At 63.4% G+C, this 20,144-nt stretch carries 21 protein-coding genes and 1 tRNA gene; 15 read left to right on the forward strand and 7 right to left on the reverse strand.

Annotation, left to right across the window (positions count from 1 at the left end; all coding sequences use genetic code 11):
- Positions 1-457: 457 nt before the first annotated feature.
- Positions 458-1,177, forward strand: a complete 720-nt coding sequence (locus tag AWH62_RS04610; RefSeq protein ID WP_075189323.1) for a sel1 repeat family protein — start codon at positions 458-460, stop codon at positions 1,175-1,177.
- Here the strand turns inward: AWH62_RS04610 and AWH62_RS04615 are convergent.
- A complete protein-coding gene (locus AWH62_RS04615) occupies positions 1,174-1,557 on the reverse strand; it encodes a type II CAAX prenyl endopeptidase Rce1 family protein (protein ID WP_158025562.1) in 384 nt (127 codons plus the stop codon). The two genes, AWH62_RS04610 and AWH62_RS04615, sit on opposite strands and share 4 nt — an antisense overlap.
- Before the next feature lie 165 nt (positions 1,558-1,722).
- Between AWH62_RS04615 and AWH62_RS04620 the strand changes: the two genes are divergently transcribed.
- The gene (locus AWH62_RS04620; RefSeq protein ID WP_075189325.1) at positions 1,723-2,913 is read left to right on the forward strand and encodes a thiolase family protein; all 1,191 of its coding nucleotides are present in this window, start codon (positions 1,723-1,725) and stop codon (positions 2,911-2,913) included.
- 118 nt (positions 2,914-3,031) lie between these two features.
- Positions 3,032-3,715, forward strand: a complete 684-nt coding sequence (locus AWH62_RS04625; RefSeq protein ID WP_075189326.1) for a hypothetical protein — start codon at positions 3,032-3,034, stop codon at positions 3,713-3,715.
- A gap of 52 nt (positions 3,716-3,767) precedes the next feature.
- Here AWH62_RS04625 and AWH62_RS04630 read toward each other — a convergent pair whose 3' ends face one another.
- Positions 3,768-4,136, reverse strand: a complete 369-nt coding sequence (locus tag AWH62_RS04630; protein WP_075189327.1) for a hypothetical protein — start codon at positions 4,134-4,136, stop codon at positions 3,768-3,770.
- A gap of 13 nt (positions 4,137-4,149) precedes the next feature.
- Entirely contained in the window at positions 4,150-4,530 is a 381-nt protein-coding gene (locus AWH62_RS04635; protein WP_075189328.1) for a hypothetical protein, read from the reverse strand.
- A 45-nt stretch (positions 4,531-4,575) separates the two neighbouring features.
- Between AWH62_RS04635 and AWH62_RS04640 the strand changes: the two genes are divergently transcribed.
- Positions 4,576-5,139 (forward strand): TetR/AcrR family transcriptional regulator, encoded by a 564-nt coding sequence (locus AWH62_RS04640; RefSeq protein ID WP_075189329.1) that lies wholly within the window; start codon positions 4,576-4,578, stop codon positions 5,137-5,139.
- A gap of 42 nt (positions 5,140-5,181) precedes the next feature.
- On the opposite strand, the gene AWH62_RS04645 is transcribed toward AWH62_RS04640, so the two are convergent.
- Positions 5,182-5,661, reverse strand: a complete 480-nt coding sequence (locus AWH62_RS04645) for an Lrp/AsnC family transcriptional regulator (RefSeq protein ID WP_011642643.1) — start codon at positions 5,659-5,661, stop codon at positions 5,182-5,184.
- A 184-nt stretch (positions 5,662-5,845) separates the two neighbouring features.
- On the opposite strand from AWH62_RS04645, the gene AWH62_RS04650 reads away from it, so the two are divergent.
- From AWH62_RS04650 to AWH62_RS04665, 4 genes are read left to right on the forward strand one after another with little or no spacing between them, the layout of a single operon-like run.
- Positions 5,846-7,075, forward strand: coding sequence for a 3-methyl-2-oxobutanoate dehydrogenase (2-methylpropanoyl-transferring) subunit alpha (locus AWH62_RS04650; RefSeq protein WP_075189330.1), 1,230 nt, complete (start codon positions 5,846-5,848; stop codon positions 7,073-7,075).
- 3 nt (positions 7,076-7,078) lie between these two features.
- Positions 7,079-8,092, forward strand: coding sequence for an alpha-ketoacid dehydrogenase subunit beta (locus tag AWH62_RS04655; RefSeq protein WP_075189331.1), 1,014 nt, complete (start codon positions 7,079-7,081; stop codon positions 8,090-8,092).
- A 3-nt stretch (positions 8,093-8,095) separates the two neighbouring features.
- Positions 8,096-9,355 carry a dihydrolipoamide acetyltransferase family protein gene (locus AWH62_RS04660; RefSeq protein ID WP_075189332.1) on the forward strand — a complete coding sequence of 420 codons (1,260 nt, stop codon included), beginning with the start codon at positions 8,096-8,098 and terminating at the stop codon, positions 9,353-9,355.
- Positions 9,356-9,415: 60 nt separating this feature from the next.
- Entirely contained in the window at positions 9,416-9,673 is a 258-nt protein-coding gene (locus AWH62_RS04665) for a hypothetical protein (protein ID WP_075189333.1), read from the forward strand.
- A 185-nt stretch (positions 9,674-9,858) separates the two neighbouring features.
- Here AWH62_RS04665 and AWH62_RS04670 read toward each other — a convergent pair whose 3' ends face one another.
- On the reverse strand, positions 9,859-11,364 hold the full coding sequence (locus AWH62_RS04670) for an aldehyde dehydrogenase (NADP(+)) (RefSeq protein ID WP_075189334.1): 1,506 nt from the start codon (positions 11,362-11,364) through the stop codon (positions 9,859-9,861).
- 153 nt (positions 11,365-11,517) lie between these two features.
- Between AWH62_RS04670 and AWH62_RS04675 the strand changes: the two genes are divergently transcribed.
- The 3 genes from AWH62_RS04675 (at position 11,518) to AWH62_RS04685 (ending at position 13,923) form a co-directional block, all read left to right on the forward strand.
- Positions 11,518-11,721 carry a hypothetical protein gene (locus AWH62_RS04675; protein ID WP_143742922.1) on the forward strand — a complete coding sequence of 68 codons (204 nt, stop codon included), beginning with the start codon at positions 11,518-11,520 and terminating at the stop codon, positions 11,719-11,721.
- A gap of 91 nt (positions 11,722-11,812) precedes the next feature.
- Positions 11,813-13,246, forward strand: coding sequence for a dihydrolipoyl dehydrogenase (lpdA, locus tag AWH62_RS04680; protein WP_075189336.1), 1,434 nt, complete (start codon positions 11,813-11,815; stop codon positions 13,244-13,246).
- 182 nt (positions 13,247-13,428) lie between these two features.
- Positions 13,429-13,923 carry a thioesterase family protein gene (locus AWH62_RS04685; RefSeq protein WP_198928862.1) on the forward strand — a complete coding sequence of 165 codons (495 nt, stop codon included), beginning with the start codon at positions 13,429-13,431 and terminating at the stop codon, positions 13,921-13,923.
- A 3-nt stretch (positions 13,924-13,926) separates the two neighbouring features.
- Here the strand turns inward: AWH62_RS04685 and AWH62_RS04690 are convergent, their stop codons facing one another.
- Positions 13,927-14,994 carry a malate/lactate/ureidoglycolate dehydrogenase gene (locus AWH62_RS04690; protein WP_075189337.1) on the reverse strand — a complete coding sequence of 356 codons (1,068 nt, stop codon included), beginning with the start codon at positions 14,992-14,994 and terminating at the stop codon, positions 13,927-13,929.
- A 336-nt stretch (positions 14,995-15,330) separates the two neighbouring features.
- Here AWH62_RS04690 and AWH62_RS04695 point away from each other — a divergent pair, with 336 nt between their 5' ends.
- The 4 genes from AWH62_RS04695 (at position 15,331) to AWH62_RS04710 (ending at position 18,405) form a co-directional block, all read left to right on the forward strand.
- Complete coding sequence (locus AWH62_RS04695) at positions 15,331-15,663, forward strand: energy transducer TonB (RefSeq protein WP_075189338.1); 333 nt, start codon at positions 15,331-15,333, stop codon at positions 15,661-15,663.
- 129 nt (positions 15,664-15,792) lie between these two features.
- Positions 15,793-17,850 (forward strand): HAMP domain-containing methyl-accepting chemotaxis protein, encoded by a 2,058-nt coding sequence (locus tag AWH62_RS04700; RefSeq protein WP_083635010.1) that lies wholly within the window; start codon positions 15,793-15,795, stop codon positions 17,848-17,850.
- Positions 17,851-17,945: 95 nt separating this feature from the next.
- A tRNA-Met gene (locus AWH62_RS04705) sits at positions 17,946-18,022 on the forward strand.
- Between the two features lie 128 nt (positions 18,023-18,150).
- On the forward strand, positions 18,151-18,405 hold the full coding sequence (locus AWH62_RS04710; protein WP_075189339.1) for a hypothetical protein: 255 nt from the start codon (positions 18,151-18,153) through the stop codon (positions 18,403-18,405).
- An 86-nt stretch (positions 18,406-18,491) separates the two neighbouring features.
- Here the strand turns inward: AWH62_RS04710 and AWH62_RS04715 are convergent, their stop codons facing one another.
- Positions 18,492-20,135 (reverse strand): ATP-binding protein, encoded by a 1,644-nt coding sequence (locus tag AWH62_RS04715; protein ID WP_075189340.1) that lies wholly within the window; start codon positions 20,133-20,135, stop codon positions 18,492-18,494.
- Between the last annotated feature and the right edge of the window lie 9 nt (positions 20,136-20,144).

Consider the following 20,144-nt stretch of genomic DNA (forward strand, 5'->3'; position numbering starts at 1 on the left):
AGTACGGAGCTCGTCCGGTTGCCTGGAAACACCGCCAGACCAACCCGGCGTGGCCATCGATGGGACGGCGGCACAAAGCTCGACCGTTTGTTCCTGTCGGTTTCGAGACGGGGCCGGTAACGGCCCTGACCAAATCTCCGTGTGCGAGGTGCCCCCGGCGCCACCCACAAAACTTACATAGCTAGGCACCGGCAAGGCACCTCGCACCCCTCTACTGCCCAAAACGCCAGGTGGAAACACCGTGGCGCGGGCAGACCTGTCGATCACCCTCAAACCACAGGAAAGGAGACCGTCAATCAGACCGCCTTCCCGCCTGCCGGACCGGGCTTTCCACTCTGGCGCATCCGCGCCGCCGGTCGGGCGGGAAGGCGGCTGCAGGCTCTCCTGGATGGCGATGTCTGTCCTTGCCGGCAGGCGGGTGGACTGCCTATCCTGACCGCCAAACCTGCGGGGTGACATGCGTTTCTTCCTGATCCTTCTTTTCAGCCTTGCCCTGGCGGCGCCGGCAGCAGCCCAGCCGGAGTCGCCCGATCCGCAGCCCTATGTCGCGGCCTGTGAGGCCGGGGACGGGTTTGCCTGCAATTATGCCTACGGGTTGCTGCAGCGGGCCGACCGGAGTTTCTGGCAGAGTGAAGGCGCGATCGCGCTGTTGTTGCGGGGCTGTGAAGTCGGGTCGGACCGGTCGTGCTGGATTTTCGAACGCATCAACGAGCCCAACCCCTATGATGATGTGCGCTATGACCGGCCGGTCTATCTGCCGGTGGCCCTGTCGGGCTGTGAAGGCGGCAGCACGATGGCGTGTTGGCAGGCGGCAGGCTTTCTGGAAACGGGTAACGAGGCCGAGCGGGAGCAGGCTGCGGCCCTGTCGCGCCGCGCCTGCGAGCGGGGTTTCGCCGATGGCTGCGCCCGGCTTGCTGATGTGCTGGTATCGCTCGGACGTGATCCGTTGGACGCGCATCGCGGTGCCTGTTACGGCAATCGTCCGGGTCGCATGCGCAAGCAGGGCGATTGCGAAGCGGTGTGTGACGAGGGCGATGCGGCGGCCTGTGTCGAACTGGCCCTGATGTTCGAGCGTGGCCGCGACGGGGCGCAGACAATGCGCCGCAATGCCCGCCGCGCCGATGAGCTGTTCAGGCGGGCCTGTGACCTCGGTTCGCAGCAGGCGTGCGGCCACTAGACCGGTGCTGTCAGGCCCTTCCAGCCGACCACGACCAGCCAATGGAGGAGGGCCGGTGGCCAGATCGAGCCGCTGATCCGCCAGGCGAGCGTGCAGGCGAGGCCGAGGGCTGCGGTGATCGCGAGGAAGCCGGGTTCGAGAAAGACAGCTTGCGCCATCGGCAGGCCGAGCCAGGCCTGGACCGGGTGCCAGAGCACGAAGGCGGCAATCGCCAGTGCCGCCCGGACCCGGCCGCGACGACCGGCGAGACTGACTCGAAACACCAGTTCTTCGGCGAAGGCCGGGATGAGGATGGCCACTGCTGCTACCGCTAACAGGCCGGGCAGGTCGCCGGTCACAGCAAAGTTGACAGTTGGTTCAACTTCGTTGATCGCGAGCACGGCGACGATGAATCCGGCAAGGATTGGAAGGGTTTGCCCCCATTTGTCCAATCCCGGCCAAGTCCGGACCGCCCGTTTCGCATCTGCGAAATAACTTGACGCTGTGCCGCATAATTCGATCATGCGCGCCAGACTAAGCCAGAACAATCCCAGAGGAGAGATCAAATGAGTGCTGTGGACGATCCCATCGTCATCGTCGGCATGGCCCGCACCCCGATGGGTGGCCTGCTCGGCGAACTTGCACCGCTGTCTGCCAATGAGCTCGGCGCCATCGCCGTCAAGGCGGCCATGGAAGAAGCCGGCCTGGCCGGCGATGATGTCGACCAGGTCCTGATGGGCAATGTGCTGATGGCCGGCCAGGGCCAGGCGCCCGGTCGCCAGGCGGCGATCAAGGCCGGTCTGCCGAAATCCGTCGAAGCGACCACGCTCAACAAGATGTGCGGCTCGGGCATGCAGGCGGCCATCATGGGCCGCGCCTCGATCGCCTCGGGCGATGCCGACATCATCATCGCCGGCGGCATGGAATCGATGACCAACGCCCCGCACATGCTGCCCACCCATCGCGGCGGCTTCAAATACGGCCACGACACCATCAAGGACCACATGGCCCAGGATGGTCTTGAGGACGCCTATGAATTCAAGCCGATGGGCGTGTTCGCTGACATGATTGCGGAAGAACACCAATTCACCCGCGAGCAGCAGGACGCCTATGCGCTGGAAACCCTCGCCCGGGCCCAGCGCGCCACCAAGGATGGCGATTTCAAGCGCGAGATTACGCCGGTGACGATCAAGGGTCGCAAGGGCGACACGGTCGTCGATACCGACGAGCTGCCGCGCAAGGCGATGCCGGAGAAAATCCCGTCCCTGCGTCCCGCCTTCGGCAAGGACGGCACGGTGACCGCCGCCAATGCCTCGGCCATCTCGGATGGCGCCGCCGCACTGATCCTGATGCGCCTGTCCGAAGCCGAGCGTCGTGGCCTCAAGCCGATCGCCAAGATCGTTGCCACTGCCGCCCACGCCCATGAGCCGGCCTATTTCACCACCGCGCCGGTGCCTGCCATGCGCAAGGTCGTCGAGCGTGCCGGTTGGCAGATCGGCGATGTCGATCTGTGGGAAATCAATGAGGCTTTCGCTGTCGTGCCAATGATTGCGATGAAAGAGTTGGGCATTTCCCACGACATCGTCAACGTCAATGGCGGCGCCTGTGCCCTCGGTCACCCGATCGGCGCCTCCGGTGCCCGCATCATGGTCACCCTGCTCGCCGCGCTGGAAAAGCATGGCAAGACCAAGGGCGTCGCCTCGCTGTGCATCGGTGGCGGTGAAGCGACGGCGGTGGCTGTGGAGCGCTTTGCGTAATCCTGACAGGATGTCAGCGCGCCCTGAAGTCAAGCAGAGCTTGCCGGTAACGGTAATCTCTGCTTGATTTTTCGTCCGTTTGTATCGGTCAAATCGCCATCCAGATCAGGAGCGGCTCATGCAAAATTTTGACCCGAACAAGTCGTTGATATTCATCCACGTGCCTAAATCGGGCGGTCGGTCTGTGGCTGAGGTGGCGAAGGCCTGGTTTCCCGGTCAGTTTCGTCCTCACTACTACAATGAACAGGCCGCCCAAATGCCGCCCAGGCATGATTTGCGGGCGTTGGAGGCTGCCGGCACGCCTCCCGTCATATACGGCCATTTTAACAAGCTGCGCGGGTTCGGGGTCGAGCAATACTATCCCGATGTCGATCAGTTCATGACCGTCTTGCGCGACCCGTTGGAACTGATGATTTCGAACTATTTCTACGTCCGCAAGGTGGCCGCGGGCTGGCAGGATCAATCCCGGGTTCCACGGGGAGACCTCAAGGACAGCATCGCGCGAGACCCGGTAAACATGCTCAACCACTTTCCGCGCGACGTGACGCTGGAAAACTACAAGGACATTATCGAGACGTATTTTGTCGAGGTCGGCTTGACCGAGTTCCTGCCCGAATCGCTTCGGCGCATGGCCGAAAAAACCGGCAAGTCTTTCGATCCGAATAGCCTTGAGCACCGTAACGCGACTGAGCGTGATGAAACGGTTCCGGACGACATACGCGACGTCTTCCGTGAAGCTCACCCGCTGGAATATGCGGTCTACGACTATGTCCGCCAACGCTATGAATCTGCCGAGCGCTGATCGACCGGTCCGGATTTGTCAGAAGGGTGGGAGCCGGTCCTTTGCCGGCCTGTCATGTCCAAGCCGCGATCAGCAGCAAGGCGGCAATCGGCAGAAAGGCCAACCATGCCGGGTGTTTTGCCCGGCTCAGGGTCAGGGCGGCCAGACCGCTGATCGCGAAGATGGCGCTGCATATCGCAAGCAAGGCGCGATGCTGGGGAGCCGGGTCGCCATGGATGATCAGCATCATCACCGCGAGTCCCCACCAGGTCAGCGTGGTCAGGTGCCAGGCGGTGCGGATCAGGGAGCGAACATACCAGGGGCCATGACCCAGGGTCGGCAGGCCCGGTATCGCCAGCAGCGGCCGGATCAGGCGGATCTCGCCGGCGATGGAGTGGAAGAGGCCGACCAGCACGGTCAGGGTCGCAGCAGCAATGAGCATGGACGGACTCCGGTCAGGCAGGGGCGGCGATGATTGCGGCGATGCCAAGCGCCCCGGTCAGGGCGAACAGGCTGGTCGACGGCAGTCGCAGGGGCGCGATGCCGGCTTTCATTGCGATGATCGCGCTCAAACCCGACAGGCAAAGGGCCAAGGGGCCCAGCAGCAGCGGAAAGGCGGCGAAGCGCGGGTCCAGGGCGGTCGCCGCGAAGGCAATGGTCATGGCGGCCAGCAGGAACGTGGTGATGTGCCAGCAATAATAATTCAGCCATTTGCTGGCGGGCGGCAGGTGCGTGTCCGCCAACAGGGGGCGGGCAACCTCCCGGCCGCCGGCGAAGGTGTGGATGAGGAAGGTGAGGAGCGCACTCAAGCTTGCCAAGGCGGCCAGGATGTTCATGATCGATCCGTTCTGAATAATTTGTTCTAGAAAAAATGTTCTATTATGGGCCGACCGTCAAGCTTCCTCGATGAAACTGTCTTCGCCGCCGTGGCCAATTGCCTGGTCGAGCAGGGGGAGGTGCGCCTGCAGGCCGTTACGGCGACGGCCGGTGTATCGACGGGATCGATCTATCACCGCTTCGGATCCCGGGAGGGGTTGATGGCCGCGGCCTGGCTCGACGCCGTGGCGGCATTTCAAAGGCGGTTTCTTGCCGCGCTGGCATCGCCCGAGGAGATGCCGGGGCTTGCCGCGGCGCTGGTCACGCCGGCCTTCTGTCGGGAAGAGGTCGGGAGGGCCCTGATCCTCACCACCGGGCGGCGCGCCGAGATGATGTCCGACAAGGCGCCGCCGGACATGCGGCTCCGTCTCGACCAGCTCAATGCGCAGAGCAAAGCGGCGCTGGAGGCGTTTGCCCGGGAGCAGCGCCTGCCGCTGGCGCGGGTCCGGTTGGCGCTGATTGGCGTCCCGCTCGGGGCCGTCCGAATATACCTGCCGGCAAAGGTGGTGCCAGAGAGCCTCGACGCCGATATAAGCCGGGCCGTCATGTCCTTGCTGACCAAGGACTGACCGGCCCGCCCATGTTGCACTGGCGAAGCCAGTGCGCCGCCATCAGCCGTCGATATGTCCCAAGGGCAGGCCGCGGCCTTCCTTGACATTGCGGATCTGGACCGAGGTCCGGAAATCACCGACGACGTCGAGCGGGATCATGCGCTCCTGCATGAATTCGTTATAGGCATCGATGTCCGGCGTGACGATCTTCAGGAGATAATCATAGGGGCCGGTCATGGTGCAGGCCTCGGTGATCTCCTGAAAGGTCTGGATCGCCTTCTCGAACTTTTCGTAATTGGCCTTGCGCGCCGGCTGGATTTTGATCTCCAGATAGGCCGTGAACATCAGGCCGATCATGCGCCGATCGAGCTGGATCGAGCGGCGTTTTATGATGCCTTCGGTCTCCAGGCGACGGATCCGGCGCCAGCAGGGCGACGGGGTCAGGCCGACGATTTCGGCGATATCAGCGACGGATCGGCCCGCATCTGCCTGCAGGGCTTCAAGAATGCGTACATCGATCGTATCCAGGGTGACGGTCATTATTTCCTCAAATCATCATTTCGCAGGAAATTAATTCAAGTTTCCGCACTTGCGAACCCCGAAATGGCACCGCATTGCTAAGCTGGACAAGACCCGCTCTTGCGCGCTAGACGCCTGTCGCGTGTCCGCATCGTGCGGAGACCCCCAAATTGGCACGTCCTGCCGACGTTTTCAGCGAGAGCCCATGGCACACACTGAACCCCGCTTCCATGTCCCGTCCCCGCATGTGCGGCCCGGCGACAAGCCAGATTTTTCCCATATTGCGATCCCGCCGGCTGGCGAGGCCAAACGGCCCGACACGGCGGTTCCCGGCATGGAGACCCAGGATCTAGCGCTTGGCCTGGTCCGGGTGCTCGATCATAATCACCAGGCCGTTGGCGAGTGGGATCCCAAGCTGGATGCGGATGTTCTGCGCGAAGGCCTGCGCCACATGGTGCTGACCCGGGTCTATGATGATCGCATGCTGAAACTGCAGCGCCAGGGCAAGATGAGCTTCTACATGAAGTCGACCGGCGAAGAGGCCGTCGCCGTTGCCGGCGCCATGGCGATGAGCAAGGACGACATGGTCTTCCCCTCCTACCGCCAGCAGGGCATCCTGTTCGCCCGCGGTCGCGACATTGTCGAGATGATGTGTCACTGCATCTCCAACAGTCGCGACAATCTCAAGGGACGCCAATTGCCGGTCCACTATACCTGGGCCGAGGGCAAGTTTTTCTCGATCTCCGGCAATCTGGCGACCCAGCTGCCGCAGGCTGTCGGCTATGCCATGGCCTGCGAATATCGCGGTGATGGCGAGATTGCCGCGACCTGGATCGGTGACGGGTCGACGGCCGAGGGTGACTTCCACGGTGCGCTGGTGCTGGCCTCGACCTATCGGGCGCCGGTCATCGTCAATGTGGTCAATAACCAGTGGGCGATCTCGACCTTCCAGGGCATCGCCGCCGGTGAGGCGCCAACCTTTGCCTATAAGGGGCTGGGTTATGGTCTTGCTTCCCTGCGGGTCGATGGCAATGACTTCCTTGCCGTCTATGCCGCGACGCAATGGGCTGCCAAGCGCGCCCGTGATGGACATGGCACCACGGTGATCGAGCATTTCACCTATCGCGCCGATGCCCACTCGACTTCGGACGATCCGTCCGGCTACCGGCCCAAGGGCGAAAACGAGATCTGGCCGCTGGGCGACCCGGTCGAGCGCTTGAAGCAGCACCTGATCGGTCTGGGCGAATGGGATGATGAGCGCCACGCCGCGCTCGAAAAGGAACTCAACGAGCTGGTCATCGCCTCCTACAAGGAAGCGGAAAGCCACGGCACGCTGCATGACGGTCCGCTGTCGCCGGTCGAGTCGATCTTCGAGGATGTCTATGCCGAACCGGACTGGCGCCTGCGTCGCCAGCGCCAGGATCTGGGAGTTTAGATCATGGCCAAGATGAACATGATCCAGGCCCTTAACTCGGCCCTGGACAACATGATGGAACGCGATCCCGACGTGATCAGCTTCGGTGAGGATGCCGGCTATTTCGGCGGTGTCTTCCGGGTCACGGCGAACCTGCAGGCCAAATACGGTCTCGACCGGTCCTTCGATGCGCCGATCAACGAAGCGGCGATCATGGGGATGGCGATCGGCATGGCGGCAAAGGGTTTGAAGCCCGTCGCCGAGATCCAGTTCTCGGACTACATCTTCCCGGGTCTTGACCAGATCGTCTCGGAAATGTCGCGCATCCGCTATCGCACCGCCGGGGCCTTCACCACGCCGGTCGTGGTGCGCACGCCCTGCGGCGGTGGCATCCGGGGTGGCCAGACCCACTCGATGAGCCCGGAAGCCTTCTTCACCCAGGTGCCGGGTGTGCAGGTGGTGATGCCGTCCAATCCCTATGACGCCAAGGGTCTGTTGATCGCCGCCATCGAAAGCCCGGACCCGGTCATCTTCTTCGAGCCGAAACGTCTCTATAACGGCCCGTTCGAAGGTCATTCCGGCGGCGCACTGGCCTCCTGGGGCAATCATCCCAAGGGCGAAGTGCCCGAAGGCCATTACAGCCTGCCGATCGGCAAGGCCGAGGTCGTGCGTGAAGGCTCTGCCGTCACGATCGTCGCTTACGGCACGTTGGTCCTGGTCGCCCAGGCGGCGGCCGAGAAAGCCGGTGTCGACGCCGAGGTGATCGATCTCAAGACGCTGGTGCCCTATGATATCGAGACGATCGCCCGCTCGGTGAACAAGACCGGTCGCTGCATCGTCGCCCAGGAAGCGCCGCGCACCTCCGGTTTCGCGGCCGAGCTGGCGGCGCAGATCCAGGAAGAGTGCTTCTTCGCCCTCGAGGCGCCGATCCAGCGCGTCACCGGTTGGGACACGCCTTACCCGCACGCCCATGAATGGTCCTACTTCCCGGGGCCGGACCGTTTCATCAACGCCATGAACACCGTTCTGGAGGCCTGATCGATGAGCGAATACCGTTACAAGATGCCCGATGTCGGCGAAGGTATCGTCGAGGCGGAAATCGTCGAATGGCATGTCAAGGAAGGCGATACGGTCACCGAGGACCAGCACGTCCTTGATGTGATGACTGACAAGGCCACCGTTGAAATCCCCTGCGCCGTCAATGGCAAGGTGAGCAAGCTGGTCGGCGCACCGGGTGATGTTATCGCGGTCGGCACCGAGATCATGTTCATTGCCGTCGACAGCGCGGTTCCCGCCGACGCCGAAGCGCCCGCGCAAGCCGAGGCCAAGGCCGAACCCGCCAAGCCGGCCGCGCCGAAGGCCGCCGAACCGGTCGCCGCCGCCGAAGCGCCGTCGATTGCCAGCCGCACCGGCGGCGAGCGTCCGCTGGCCAGCCCGGCCGTGCGCAAACGGGCGCTCGAAGCCGATATCCGTCTCGCCAATGTGCCGGGCACCGGCCCTGCCGGTCGCATCACCCATGATGACCTGGACGATTTCATCAAGTCGGGCGGCCGCCTGGTTGCCCGCTCGGGCTCGGGCAGTTCATCGGTCCGGGCACCGCGCACCGGCGTGACCGAGGAGAAGGTGATCGGCCTGCGTCGCCGCATCTCCGAGAACATGTCTCACGTCCAGCGCACCGTCCCCGACATCGCCTATGTCGAGGAAATCGACGTCACGGCGCTGGAAGAGCTGCGCGGCCATCTCAACGCCAGCAAGTCGGATGACCAGGCCAAGCTGACCTTCATCCCTTTCCTGGTGATGGCGCTGACCAAGGCCCTGCCTGACACACCGCAAGCCAATGCCCATTTCGATGGCGAGGCCATGCTGCTGACCAAACATGATGCAGTGCATTGCGGGGTCGCTGCGGCGACGCCCAACGGCCTCATGGTGCCGGTCATCAAGCACGCCGAGAGCCTCGACATCTGGCAGATCGCCGCCGAGCTCAAGCGTCTGGCCGGGGCCGCCAAGGACGGCAAGGCGACCAAGGACGAGCTGACCGGTTCGACCATCACCATCACCTCGCTGGGGGCGATCGGCGGTCTGGTCACCACGCCCATCCTCAACGCCCCGGAAACCGCCATCATCGGCGTCAACAAGATGCAGACCCTGCCGCGCTACAATGCCGAAGGCCTGGTTGTGCCACGCAAGTTGATGAACCTGTCGAGCTGTTTCGATCACCGCATTGTCGACGGCTATGAAGCCGCCATGCTGATCCAGGCCGTGAAGTCCTATCTGGAAAACCCGGCGACGCTGTTCATGTAGGTCGCTGCTTCGGGCGTCGGGTCGATTGTCAGGGTCGTGGGTATGCCCTAGGATTGTGGCATGACACACAAATTCTGGCATGCCCAATGGGATCGTCCGAACGGGACGCCGCGCGCAGAGCTTGATGCGTTGGAGACCAGTTTTTGGAAAACACTGGGTGGCATCGCGCTGGCGATGTTTCTGCTCGTCGCCCTCGGCTTTGTGATCTGGTTCCTCGGCAATGACCCGCTGGTCTGGGCGCTGTCCGGAATCGCCCTGCTGGTAACGGTAAGTGTGGCCGGATTGATCTGGGTGGCACGGCGCAGCGAGGCTTCCTGACGGACGCGGCAGTCTTCGCCGGGTCAGGTCTTTCCCGTTGACGGGGAAGGTGGATCAGCGCGAAGCGCCGAGACGGAAGGGGTGAAACGTGCCAGCGTTCTTGTCCTGACCGCCCATCACCCACTCCGTCTTGCCGCTGAAGCGGCAATCCACCTCGCCCATCAAGGGCGAGGACCTTGTCGACCCTATCCCCAATCCCCCGGCAGCAAGGCGTCTGGCATGTTCTGGTAGCAGACCGGGCGCAGGAAGCGGCGGATCGACATGGTGCCAACCGAGGTGGCGCCGAAATTCGTCGAGGCCGGATAGGGACCGCCATGGACCATCGTGTCGCTGACTTCGACACCCGTCGGGAAGCCATTGGTCAGGATGCGACCGGCCTTGCGTTCGAGCACCGGCATCAGCTTCTGGCCGAGCGCGGTATCGCCGTCATCGAGGTGCAGGGTCGCGGTGAGCTGGCCTTGCAGGGACAGGGCGACGGTCAGCATTTCGGCTTCGTCCTTCACTGTGACCACGAGGCCCAGCGGTCCGAAGACTTCCTCGCCGAGGACCTCGTTTTCCAGCCAGTCCTGGCCGGTGGTGACGAAGAGATAGGGCGTGGCATTGCGCAGATCGCAGGTCGTGGTCAGGACTTCGCGGACACCGGCGGTGCCGCGGATCACGTCGCGGCCCTTCTGATAGGCCTGGGCGATCCCGTCGGTGAGCATGGTCTGCGGGCCGACTTCGCCGAGACCGGCAACGGCGGCCTGAATGAAGGTCTCGGCCTCGCGGCCCTCGATCACCACGGCGATGCCGGGATTGGTGCAGAACTGGCCGGCGCCCATGGTCAGAGACCCGGCCCAGCCCTTGCCGATCGCCTCGGCACGCGAGGCCATGGCAGCAGGCAGGAGGAACATCGGATTGACCGAGCCCAGCTCGCCGAAGAAGGGGATGGGTTCGGGGCGCGCGGCGCAGAGGTCAAACAGGGCGCGGCCACCAGCCAGCGAGCCGGTAAAACCGACCGCCTTGATCAGCGGGTGCTCGACCACCGCCTGACCGACCGAGCGGTCACCGCCCTGGATCTGGCTGAACACGCCGGGATGGATGCCGCAGGACTTGATCGCGGCGTCGATCGCCTGGGCGACAATATCGCTGGTACCGGGATGGGCCGAGTGGCCTTTCACGACCACCGGGCAACCGGCCGCCAGGGCTGCTGCGGTGTCACCACCGGCAGTCGAAAAGGCGAGCGGGAAGTTGGAGGCGCCAAACACGGCGACCGGGCCGATCGGGCGCTGCACCAGTTTCAGGTCCGGGCGCGGCAGCGGCTGGCGATCGGGCAGGGCGGCGTCATGGCGCTTGTCGAGATAATCACCGGCGAGGATATGGCTGGCGAACAGGCGCAGTTGTCCGACCGTGCGGCCGCGCTCGCCATTGAGGCGTCCTTCCGGCAGGCCGGTCTCCTGCGTGCCGATCTCGGTGATTGCGTCGCCGCGGGCGTCGATTTCGTCGGCGATGGTATTGAGGAATTTGGCGCGGGTTTCGCGCGACGAATAGCCGTAGGACCAGAAGGCTTCTTCGGCAGCGTGGCAGGCTTGGTCGACCAGCTCGGGCGTCCCGATCGCGAAATCGTGCGACGGGCCGTGCGCCGGGTCCGACGAGAAGGTCCGGTCGCTGCCGACCCAGTTTCCCGCGACGAGATGTTTCCCGATGATCATGGCCTGTCCTCCGCTGGTTGCACAGGTGTCATGCCTTAATTGTCTGAGTTATTCAACAGCCCTTGCTGAGAGATTTCCGCAACGCGGCCGCGTGCTTGACCCGCGTGATGCATCGGGGGCACAAATGCAGCAGAGGGGTGCCCGGAAATGTCGATGTCCGTGAAACAGACTTGGTCCGATTTTGTCTCCGCCATGGCCGTATGGGGCGGCGGGGTGTTCGTGATCATGTTCTATCACAAGAAGGTCGGCATGCCGTCGGAATGGATGCCGCAAGTCGTGTTCGGCAGCTTCCTCCTGGTCGCCATCCTCGCGCCCATCGGCTCACTGCTCTGGCGCCGCGTGATCCGACGGGCCTAGCCTCAGTCCGCCCCTTTCCCTTTATCCGCCGAACCGCTAAATCCGTCCCCGGAAAACGCGTTTTCGTGCTTTGATCTTCCAAGGAGCGCCTGTGATGCAGACACGGTCTTGCCAAGTCCTCATTGTCGGAGGTGGCCCGGGCGGCTATCCGGCCGCCATTCGCGCCGGCCAGCTGGGTCTCGATACTATCATTGTCGACAAGCACGGGCTGGGCGGAACCTGCCTCAATCGCGGCTGCATTCCGTCCAAGGCGATGATCCATGCCGCAACCAAGTTCGAGGACATGGCCAAGCATGCCGACAGCGATGTGTTGGGCATCTCGCTCGCCGAAGCGCCCAAGCTCGACATGGGCAAGCTGGTCGGCTGGAAGGACGGCATCGTCTCCAAACTGACCGGCGGTGTCGGTCAGCTGATCAAGGCCGCAGGCGCCGAACACATCGCCGGCTGGGCCCAATTCTCCAACGCCAAGACCTGTGTCGTCACACAAGAGGATGGCGAGAAAGTCGAGATCACGGCCGAGAACGTGATCCTGGCCACCGGTTCGGTAGAAGTCGAGCTGCCCTTCCTTCCGTTTGGCGAGAACGTCATCGGCTCGACCGATGCGCTCGACCTTGACGCATTGCCGGAAAAGCTGGTCGTGGTCGGTGCCGGCTATATCGGTCTGGAGCTGGGCATTGCTTTCCGCAAGCTGGGCTCGCAGGTCACCTTCATCGAGGCGTCAGACGGTATCCTGCCGCTCTATGACAAGGAGATCACCCGTCCGATCACCATGTGGCTGAAGAAGCACAAGGTCGATGTAAACCTGTCCTGTAAGGCCAAGGGTGTCAGTGAGAAGGCCGGCAAGCCAGTGCTCGACTATGAAGATGCCAAGGGCGCGGCGCAGTCGATCGAGGCCGACAAGATCCTCGTCGCCGTCGGGCGCAAGGCCTGCCTCGACGGCTGGGGCCTGGAAAATATGGGCCTCGACCTGGACAGCGGGAAGTTCATCAAGGTCGACAATCAGTGCCGTACCGGCATGCGCGGCGTCTATGCCATTGGTGATGTCGTCGGCGAACCGCTGCTGGCCCACAAGGCGACGGCCCAGGGCGAGATGGTCGCCGAGATCATTGCCGGCCATCGCCGCGTGCATGATCCGGTCTCCATCGCCGCGGTCTGCTTCACCGAGCCGGAAGTCGTCGGCGTCGGCCTGACGCCGGACGAGGCCAAGGCCAGGGGCGAAGAGATCATCACCGGCAAATTCCCGCTCGCTGCCTCCGGTCGCTATTTGTCGATGGAAGCGGGCCTGGATGGCGGTTTTGTCCGTGTCACCGCGCGCAAGGAAGACCACGTCATCCTCGGCATCCATGCCGTCGGCACCCATGTCTCCGAATTGTCGGGCGAGTTCGCCCTGGCCGTCGAGATGGGCGCCCGCCTCGACGACATTGCCGGAACCATCCACGTCCACCCGACCCTGACCGAAGGCTTTGCCGAAGCCGCGCTTACGGCGCTGGGGCATCCGATCCATATCTCGGCGCCGAAGAAATAGGCCCCCTCATCCGCCCTACGGGCACCTTCTCCCGCGAGGGGAGAAGGCGTATGAGCCCGCCATCAACAAGAAGGCCCTCTCCCCTTGCGGGAGAGGGTGGCCCGGAGGGCCGGGTGAGGGGCAGGCCTTCACCTCTTCGATGACGTCTCTATATAGAGCCCAGCAATCGAGGCGGGATCATCATGGACGACAAGGGCAGTTTTCTCTCCGGCATCATCGGGTCTGATCAGGCCGTTGCTGGCGAGGGCATGGGCTGTGTCTCCTTCGAGACGGCCTTCCTGCGCCGGATCGAACCGGGCCCGGCCGATATCGACGAGCTCGGTCACGTCAATAATGTCGTCTATCTGCGCTGGGTCCAGGATATCGCCATCACGCATTGGCATGCCGTCGCGCCGGACGACATGGTCGGCGGCGAGGTTTGGGTGGCGCTCAAACACACGATTGAATATCGCGATCCCATCCTGCCCGGCGAGATCGCCGAGATCCGCACCTGGCTCGGCCGGCCCCACGGACCGCGCTTTGACCGCCATGTCGATATCCGCAAGCCCGGCGCCAAGCGTTTTTCCGCCCGTGCCACCACCGAATGGTGCCGCATCAGCCGCGACACCCGCCGCCCGATGCGGATCGGTGAGGACGTGATGGCGGCGTTTGGTCTGGTCGGCGCAGAGTTGGGGTAGGCGCTACAGCCGAGCCGCCACACCCAGCCTCTCCGCCGTCTTGTTCAGCTGCCCGACCGTGACCTCGTCCATCGGGATGCCTTCCTTGGTGCGTTTGCCGGCGATGGCGCGTTCCGGGTCGCCGGGATAGAGGACCGGGCTGTCCCAATCCATCGGCGGCGAGGCGAGGGCATAGCGGGCCATGGCGTCGGTCTCAGCCTGCATCCAGTCTTCGTCGCCAAAGGCCGCCGGGTCGATGAAGATCGAGAACAGGCCGTTCGTGATGCCGCCCTTGCGCGGGGTGCCGGGCTGGATCGTGCCGCTGCCGCTGAGGACACCGGCCAGGAGTTCACAGGCGAAGGCGAGGCCATAGCCCTTGTGCTTGCCCAGCGGGGTGAGGGCGCCTTCCAGTTCAAATCCCGCCATGCCGCTGGGGTCGGTGGTCGGCATGCCGCGGGCGTCGATCAGGGAGCCGCTCGGGACGGCGACGCCGCGATTGGCGGCGATGCGCACCTTGCCGAGCGCGATCTGGCTGGTGGCCATGTCGAGCAGGAAGACGGGGCGGTTCAGCGTGGCCGGATAGCCGATACAGACCGGATTGGTGCCGAACCGCGCATCCGAGCCGCGATAGGGCGCCACCAGCGGGGCGTGATCGGTGACATTGACGAAATGCATCGAGACCAGTCCGGCTGCAGCCGCCTGTTCGGCATAGGCACCGATCCGGCCGAGATGATGGACATGGCCCAGCGTCGCGGCAGCAAGTCCGTGCTCGTGGGCCTTGGCGCTGGCGCGTTCGACCAGGCGCTGGCCGGCTGGAGCGCCCCATCCGCCATCGGCATCAATACGCAGGATGACGCTGGTATCCGCCAGGACCTTGTCCAAGGCGGACAGATTGACCTGCCCGTCTTTCATGTGTTGCGCATAGGCGGGCAGAAGGCCGGCACCGTGACTGTCATGGCCCTTGAGATTGGCATCGACAAGATGTGTGGCGACACAGTCGGCGTCATCAGGCCGTGCGCCGCCCGCCACGAGAACCTCGCGGCAAAAGGCCAGGAGTTCGGCCGGGGTCAGGCGGCGTTCCGGTGTGCTCATTGTCGGGTCACTCTTCCTGTTTCAGTAATGCGCGGCCATGCATAAGATTTGCGCCCTCGTGTTAGGGCTTTGTTAAGCATAGGTCAGATCAAAACCTGTCACATTTTGGCACAAGCCGGCGTTTCCGGCGCCAATTTTCGCGTAACATGCTGATTTTGCGCGCTAAAAAAATCGACTCAAAAGCGGTATTTTCCGCCTTCGTTTAAACGTTTGGCAACCGCTCTGCCCCATTATCCATCTCGTCGGGCAGCAAACGACCCGCACGAATTCAACACGGCGTTCGAACACGGGGAAAATCCCGGACGCGCCATTTGTAAAATGGATGAAGGGTAAGTCATGAAAAAGACGGGAACCATGATTCTGGCAGCCGCAATGTCGGCTCTGGCTTTCACTGCGGCTCCGGCACTGGCTCAGGACCGCGAGCGCACCGCTGTGGAAGCTCCGGAATATCCGCGTGGCGCGGAACGTCGCGGCATCGAGGGTTATGCCGTGGTCGAGTATACCGTGTCGGAAGACGGCACGATCGCAGAGGCAACGGTCGTCGAGGCAGAGCCGGAAGGCGTGTTTGATCGCGCTGTCCTGCGGGCCATTGAAGGCTGGTCCTATGCCCCGGCTCCGGCCGCCACGGCAGGAATGCAGCAGCGTTTCGACTTTAACCTCGGCGGCTAACGCCCGGAGGAAAAACGCTAATCAGCAAAAGAACTGATCTGCGTTTACCATAATAAGACTTCATTTACGGCGGCGCGGTAGCGTCGCCGTATCTTTTTGAATCGGGCCATCAGCCTTAGGGGCCGTGAAATGAATTCTGTGCTTGGTAAATTCCTCAGCAAAACCACCAGCATCCGGGTCCGTTTGCTCGCTGCATTCGGACTGACGTCTGTCATGACGCTGGTTGCCGCCATCGTCGGTGTCACCGGGTTCAACTCAGCGAATTACGCGGTCGAGCAGATCGCCAACCGCGCGATTCCGGAAACGCAAACGGTTGACGCGCTGTCCGAGGACAGCGTCGGCCTCAGCGAGGCACTGGGTGTGTTTGCCGCTTCGACCACCGTCGAGGCCCGACTTGAAAACTATAACCGGGTGATGACCTACCGGAATTCGCTCGACGAAGAACTTCAGCAGCTCGAAGCCTTGTCCGGCGTCGGTGAGACCGCAGCCCTGCGAACCGCCGTGGCTGACCTCAACGAGCTGGTTGAAAGCATGAATGAGGTGGTCGAGCGCCGTCTGCAGATCCGCGACCAGCGCTGGTCCGTGACCAGCCAGGCCCGCGATGCCCGCAACGATCTTGCCGAAAGCGTCGAAGGCGCCCTTGATGCCAGCGACGAAGCAGATGTCGAGAGCCTGCTGCGGTCGCTGCTCGCCGCCAACCAGATCATGATCCAGTACAATGAGGTCGATATCGCGGCTTCGACCGGCGAAGTCGACGTCATCTTTGACCGTTGGGACGAAGCGGCGGGCGAGCTGGATGTCAATTTCGCCATTCTCGGACCGGTCGTGACCGACATCATGCAGACCCAGTCCGACAATCTGATCAATTTCGGCGAGGGCGCGACGGGTGTGTTCGAGCTTCGCAAGGCCGAACTGGGAGCCGTGGCTGCGGCTGAAGTCGTGGCCGAGGAAGCCCGCATTTCCGCCGAGGCCTTGCTGACCAGTGTCCAGTCCTTCAAGAGCCAGGTCGATGAGCGCGTCAGCGAAGCGACCTCCGCCGCCGACACGGCAGTGATTACCGGTCGCATCCTGCTGATTGCCATTGCCGCCATCGGCCTCGTCGTCGCCGCCGCGATTGCCTGGTTCTATGTCAACAACATGCTCCTCAAGCGCCTGAGCGCCATGGCCCGCACCATGGGCGCGCTGGCCGAGGGCAATAGCGACGTCAATCTCGGCTTCACGCCGGGCAAGGACGAAATCGGCGACATGGCGCGCTCGGTGGATGTGTTCCGCCAGAACGCCATCGAACGGGCCCGCCTCGAAGCGGAGACCGAAGAAGAGCGCCGCATGAAGGAAAAGCGCTCTGCCGCGATCGAGAGCCTGATCCAGGTCTTCGAACAAGCGTCCAGCGATGCGTTGGGCCAGGTCGGCGAAGCCGCCACCCGCATGGAAACCGCTGCCCGGGCGATGAGCTCGACAGCGGCCGCCACCACCGGCAAGTCTGCCGCCGTGGCCCAGGCTTCCGAAGGCGCCTCGCAGAACGTCCAGACTGTTGCTGCCGCGGCTGAAGAAATGGTATCCTCGATCGGCGAGATCTCGCAGCAGATTTCCCGCTCCACGGATATCGCCAACTCCGCGGTTGACCAGGTGGAACAGACCAATGGCGACGTTCAGCGTCTCGATGATGCGGCCAAGTCGATCGACAATATCGTCAGCCTCATCAATGATATCGCCGAGCAGACCAACCTCCTGGCCCTGAACGCCACCATCGAGGCGGCTCGCGCCGGTGAAGCCGGCAAGGGCTTTGCGGTTGTTGCGTCGGAAGTGAAGGCACTCGCCAGCCAGACCGGCGCCGCGACGCAGAACATCTCCGAACACATCAACGGCATCCAGGGTGCGACGGCGAAAGCGGTCGAGGCGATGTCCTCGATCGGTGGAACCATCCACGAGATGAGCGAGATTGCCACGGCCATCGCGGCCGCGATGGAAGAGCAGCGCGCTGCAGCCGGTGAGATCACCCGTTCGGCCCAGGAAGCGGCAGACGGCACCAGCCAGGTCTTCACCAACATCCAGGAAGTCGACCAGGCCACGTCGGAAACCGGCGAAAGCGCGGGCGAAGTGCTCGAGGCCTCGCTGGCCGTGTCACGCCAGTCCGATACGCTCAAGACGGCGGTCGAACAATTCCTCCAGGAAGTTCGCGCAGCCTGACTGCGACAGAACTGAAATCCGCCAGCGCCCGCGGCTTGCCAGCCGTGGGCGCTGCGCGTATACGGCGTGCCTCTCCCTTGCGGAGGGGCCTGTGTGGCGAGGTAGCTCAGCTGGTTAGAGCGCACGACTCATAATCGTGAGGTCGAGAGTTCAAGTCTCTCCCTCGCCACCACTTTTCTCCGGTACAATCAGCAACCCATCGTCCGCGCTGCGACATTTCCGCCTGCGACGGGACGTCTCGTGGTGCGGGCATCGCGACGGGTCCATATAGGGGATCAACCTGCCCGGAGGCTTTGGCCCATGTCGCGTTCCAATGTGTTGACCCTGACGATGGCGATTATCGCGATCTTGATGTGCGGTGCCTTCATGGTGTTCGGCATGATCCGGCTCGCCGGTGTTGAGATGAGCGCACATGGCTGGATCGCGCTCGGCCTTGGTACGGTGGTCAGCCTGGCCTTGGGCGGGGTCTTGTCGACCGTGCTCGTCATCTCGCGCCGCCGCGGCTTCGACGAGGCCGCTCATGAAGCCTCGCGCCCCGATAGCCCGGACGCGTGACAGCGGCCCGTCAGGCGCGAAACCGGTCCGTCTCTGTATGGGCTGCCCGATGATGGCAGCCAGACCGGGCGCCGGCCTGGTCCGGATCAGGCAGCGCCGCGCTGTTCGATCTCTCCGCCGGCACTTGCACCGGGATCGAGATGGGCATCAAGCGCCCGGAAGAAAGTTTCGCGCTCAATCGGTTTGGTCACAACATCATTCATGCCGGCCGCCAGGCAACGGTCGCGCGCCGAACCGAGCGCGTTGGCGGTCAGGGCAATGATGGGCACGTGTTGGTTTCGGCCAGCGAGCCTGCGGATTTCCTGGCAGGCACGCAGCCCGTCCATGACCGGCATTTCCATGTCCATCAATACGAGGTCATAGGCCCCCGTCGACACGGCGTCGACGGCAGCCTGTCCGTTGTTCACATAGTCAGCCTCAAGCCCTCGCAGTTTCAGAAAACCCCGGGCGACGGCCTGGTTCACCATATTGTCCTCGGCGACCAGTATCCGCGCCTGTGGTGCCGGCGTCGGCGCGGCGAGTGGTTGCGGGGCCGGTTCGTCGGCGGCGGCGGTCAATGCATCTTCGCGACGCAAGGGGACTTCAAACCAGAAGGTTGATCCCTCGCCAGGCGTGCTGCGAAAGCCGATCGTGCCGCCCATCAGTTCGACCAGCCGGCGGCTGATGGCCAGGCCCAGCCCGCTGCCGCCATGCAGGCGCGTGGTTTCGGCATCGGCCTGGGTGAAGGACGAGAACAGGCCGGCCTGGGCGTCCAAGGGAATGCCGCAACCCGTATCGCGGACCTCGACCCGCATCACACTGCGTCGCCGTCCGATCATGTGCAGGCTGATATCGGCTTCCACCGTGCCGGCTTCGGTAAATTTTATGGCATTGCCGACAAGATTGAACACGACCTGTTTCAGGCGGACCAGATCGCCGACATAGCGTGCCGGATCGCTCTCATCGACGTTCACCGTGAAATCGATCGCCTGCTCGGATGCCCGGCCGAGCCACAAGGCCCGGGTGTCACGGGCGAGGGCGACCGGAGAAAAGGGGCGGGGATCAAGCTCCATCTTGCCCGCTTCGATCTTTGACAGATCCAGAATGTCGTTGAGCAGGCGAAGCAGTATTTTGCCGCTGTCGTCAATCACGCGGACGAAATCGGCTTGTTCTTCGTCCAGCTCGGTCGTCATCAGCAATTGCGCGACGCCGAGGACGCCGTTGAGCGGGGTGCGTATCTCGTGGCTCATGGTGGCCAGGAAATCGGACTTCGCCTTGGACGCCGCCAGCGCTTCAATCCGCGCCCGGCCGAGCTGTTCCGCAAGGGCGGAGAGTTTGTGATTTCGCTCGGCGCTTTCGCGCGCCATCATCCGGAACAGGGCGAGCGTCGTGCCGACGCCGAAATAGGCGTCGTTATGCATCACGATAAAGCCGTCCATCAGCGCGCTGGCGCTGTTACGGACGATCAGGGTATTGAGCTCGTTGACCGGGGTCGTGGCGTCCACGATGAGCGGGGTCTTGTTCATCATGAAGGTGATCGGGCGCCGACCGAACAGGGCGCGGCCATGGCGGTCGGCCATGCGCAGGAAAAACTGGTCGCGCGAGACCAGACCGACCGGCCGACCGTCCTGCACGACGGCGATGACCAGCAGGTTCTCGTCCTCGGACAGGTAATTATAGACCTCTTCGCCGGTCACATCCGGTGCCAAGACCGGCGCGTCCACGACGACATCGCGAACCAATCGACTCATTTTCGGAAC

The sequence above is a fragment of the Maricaulis sp. W15 genome (assembly GCF_001924955.1).
Classification (GTDB): Bacteria; Pseudomonadota; Alphaproteobacteria; order Caulobacterales; family Maricaulaceae; genus Maricaulis; species Maricaulis maris.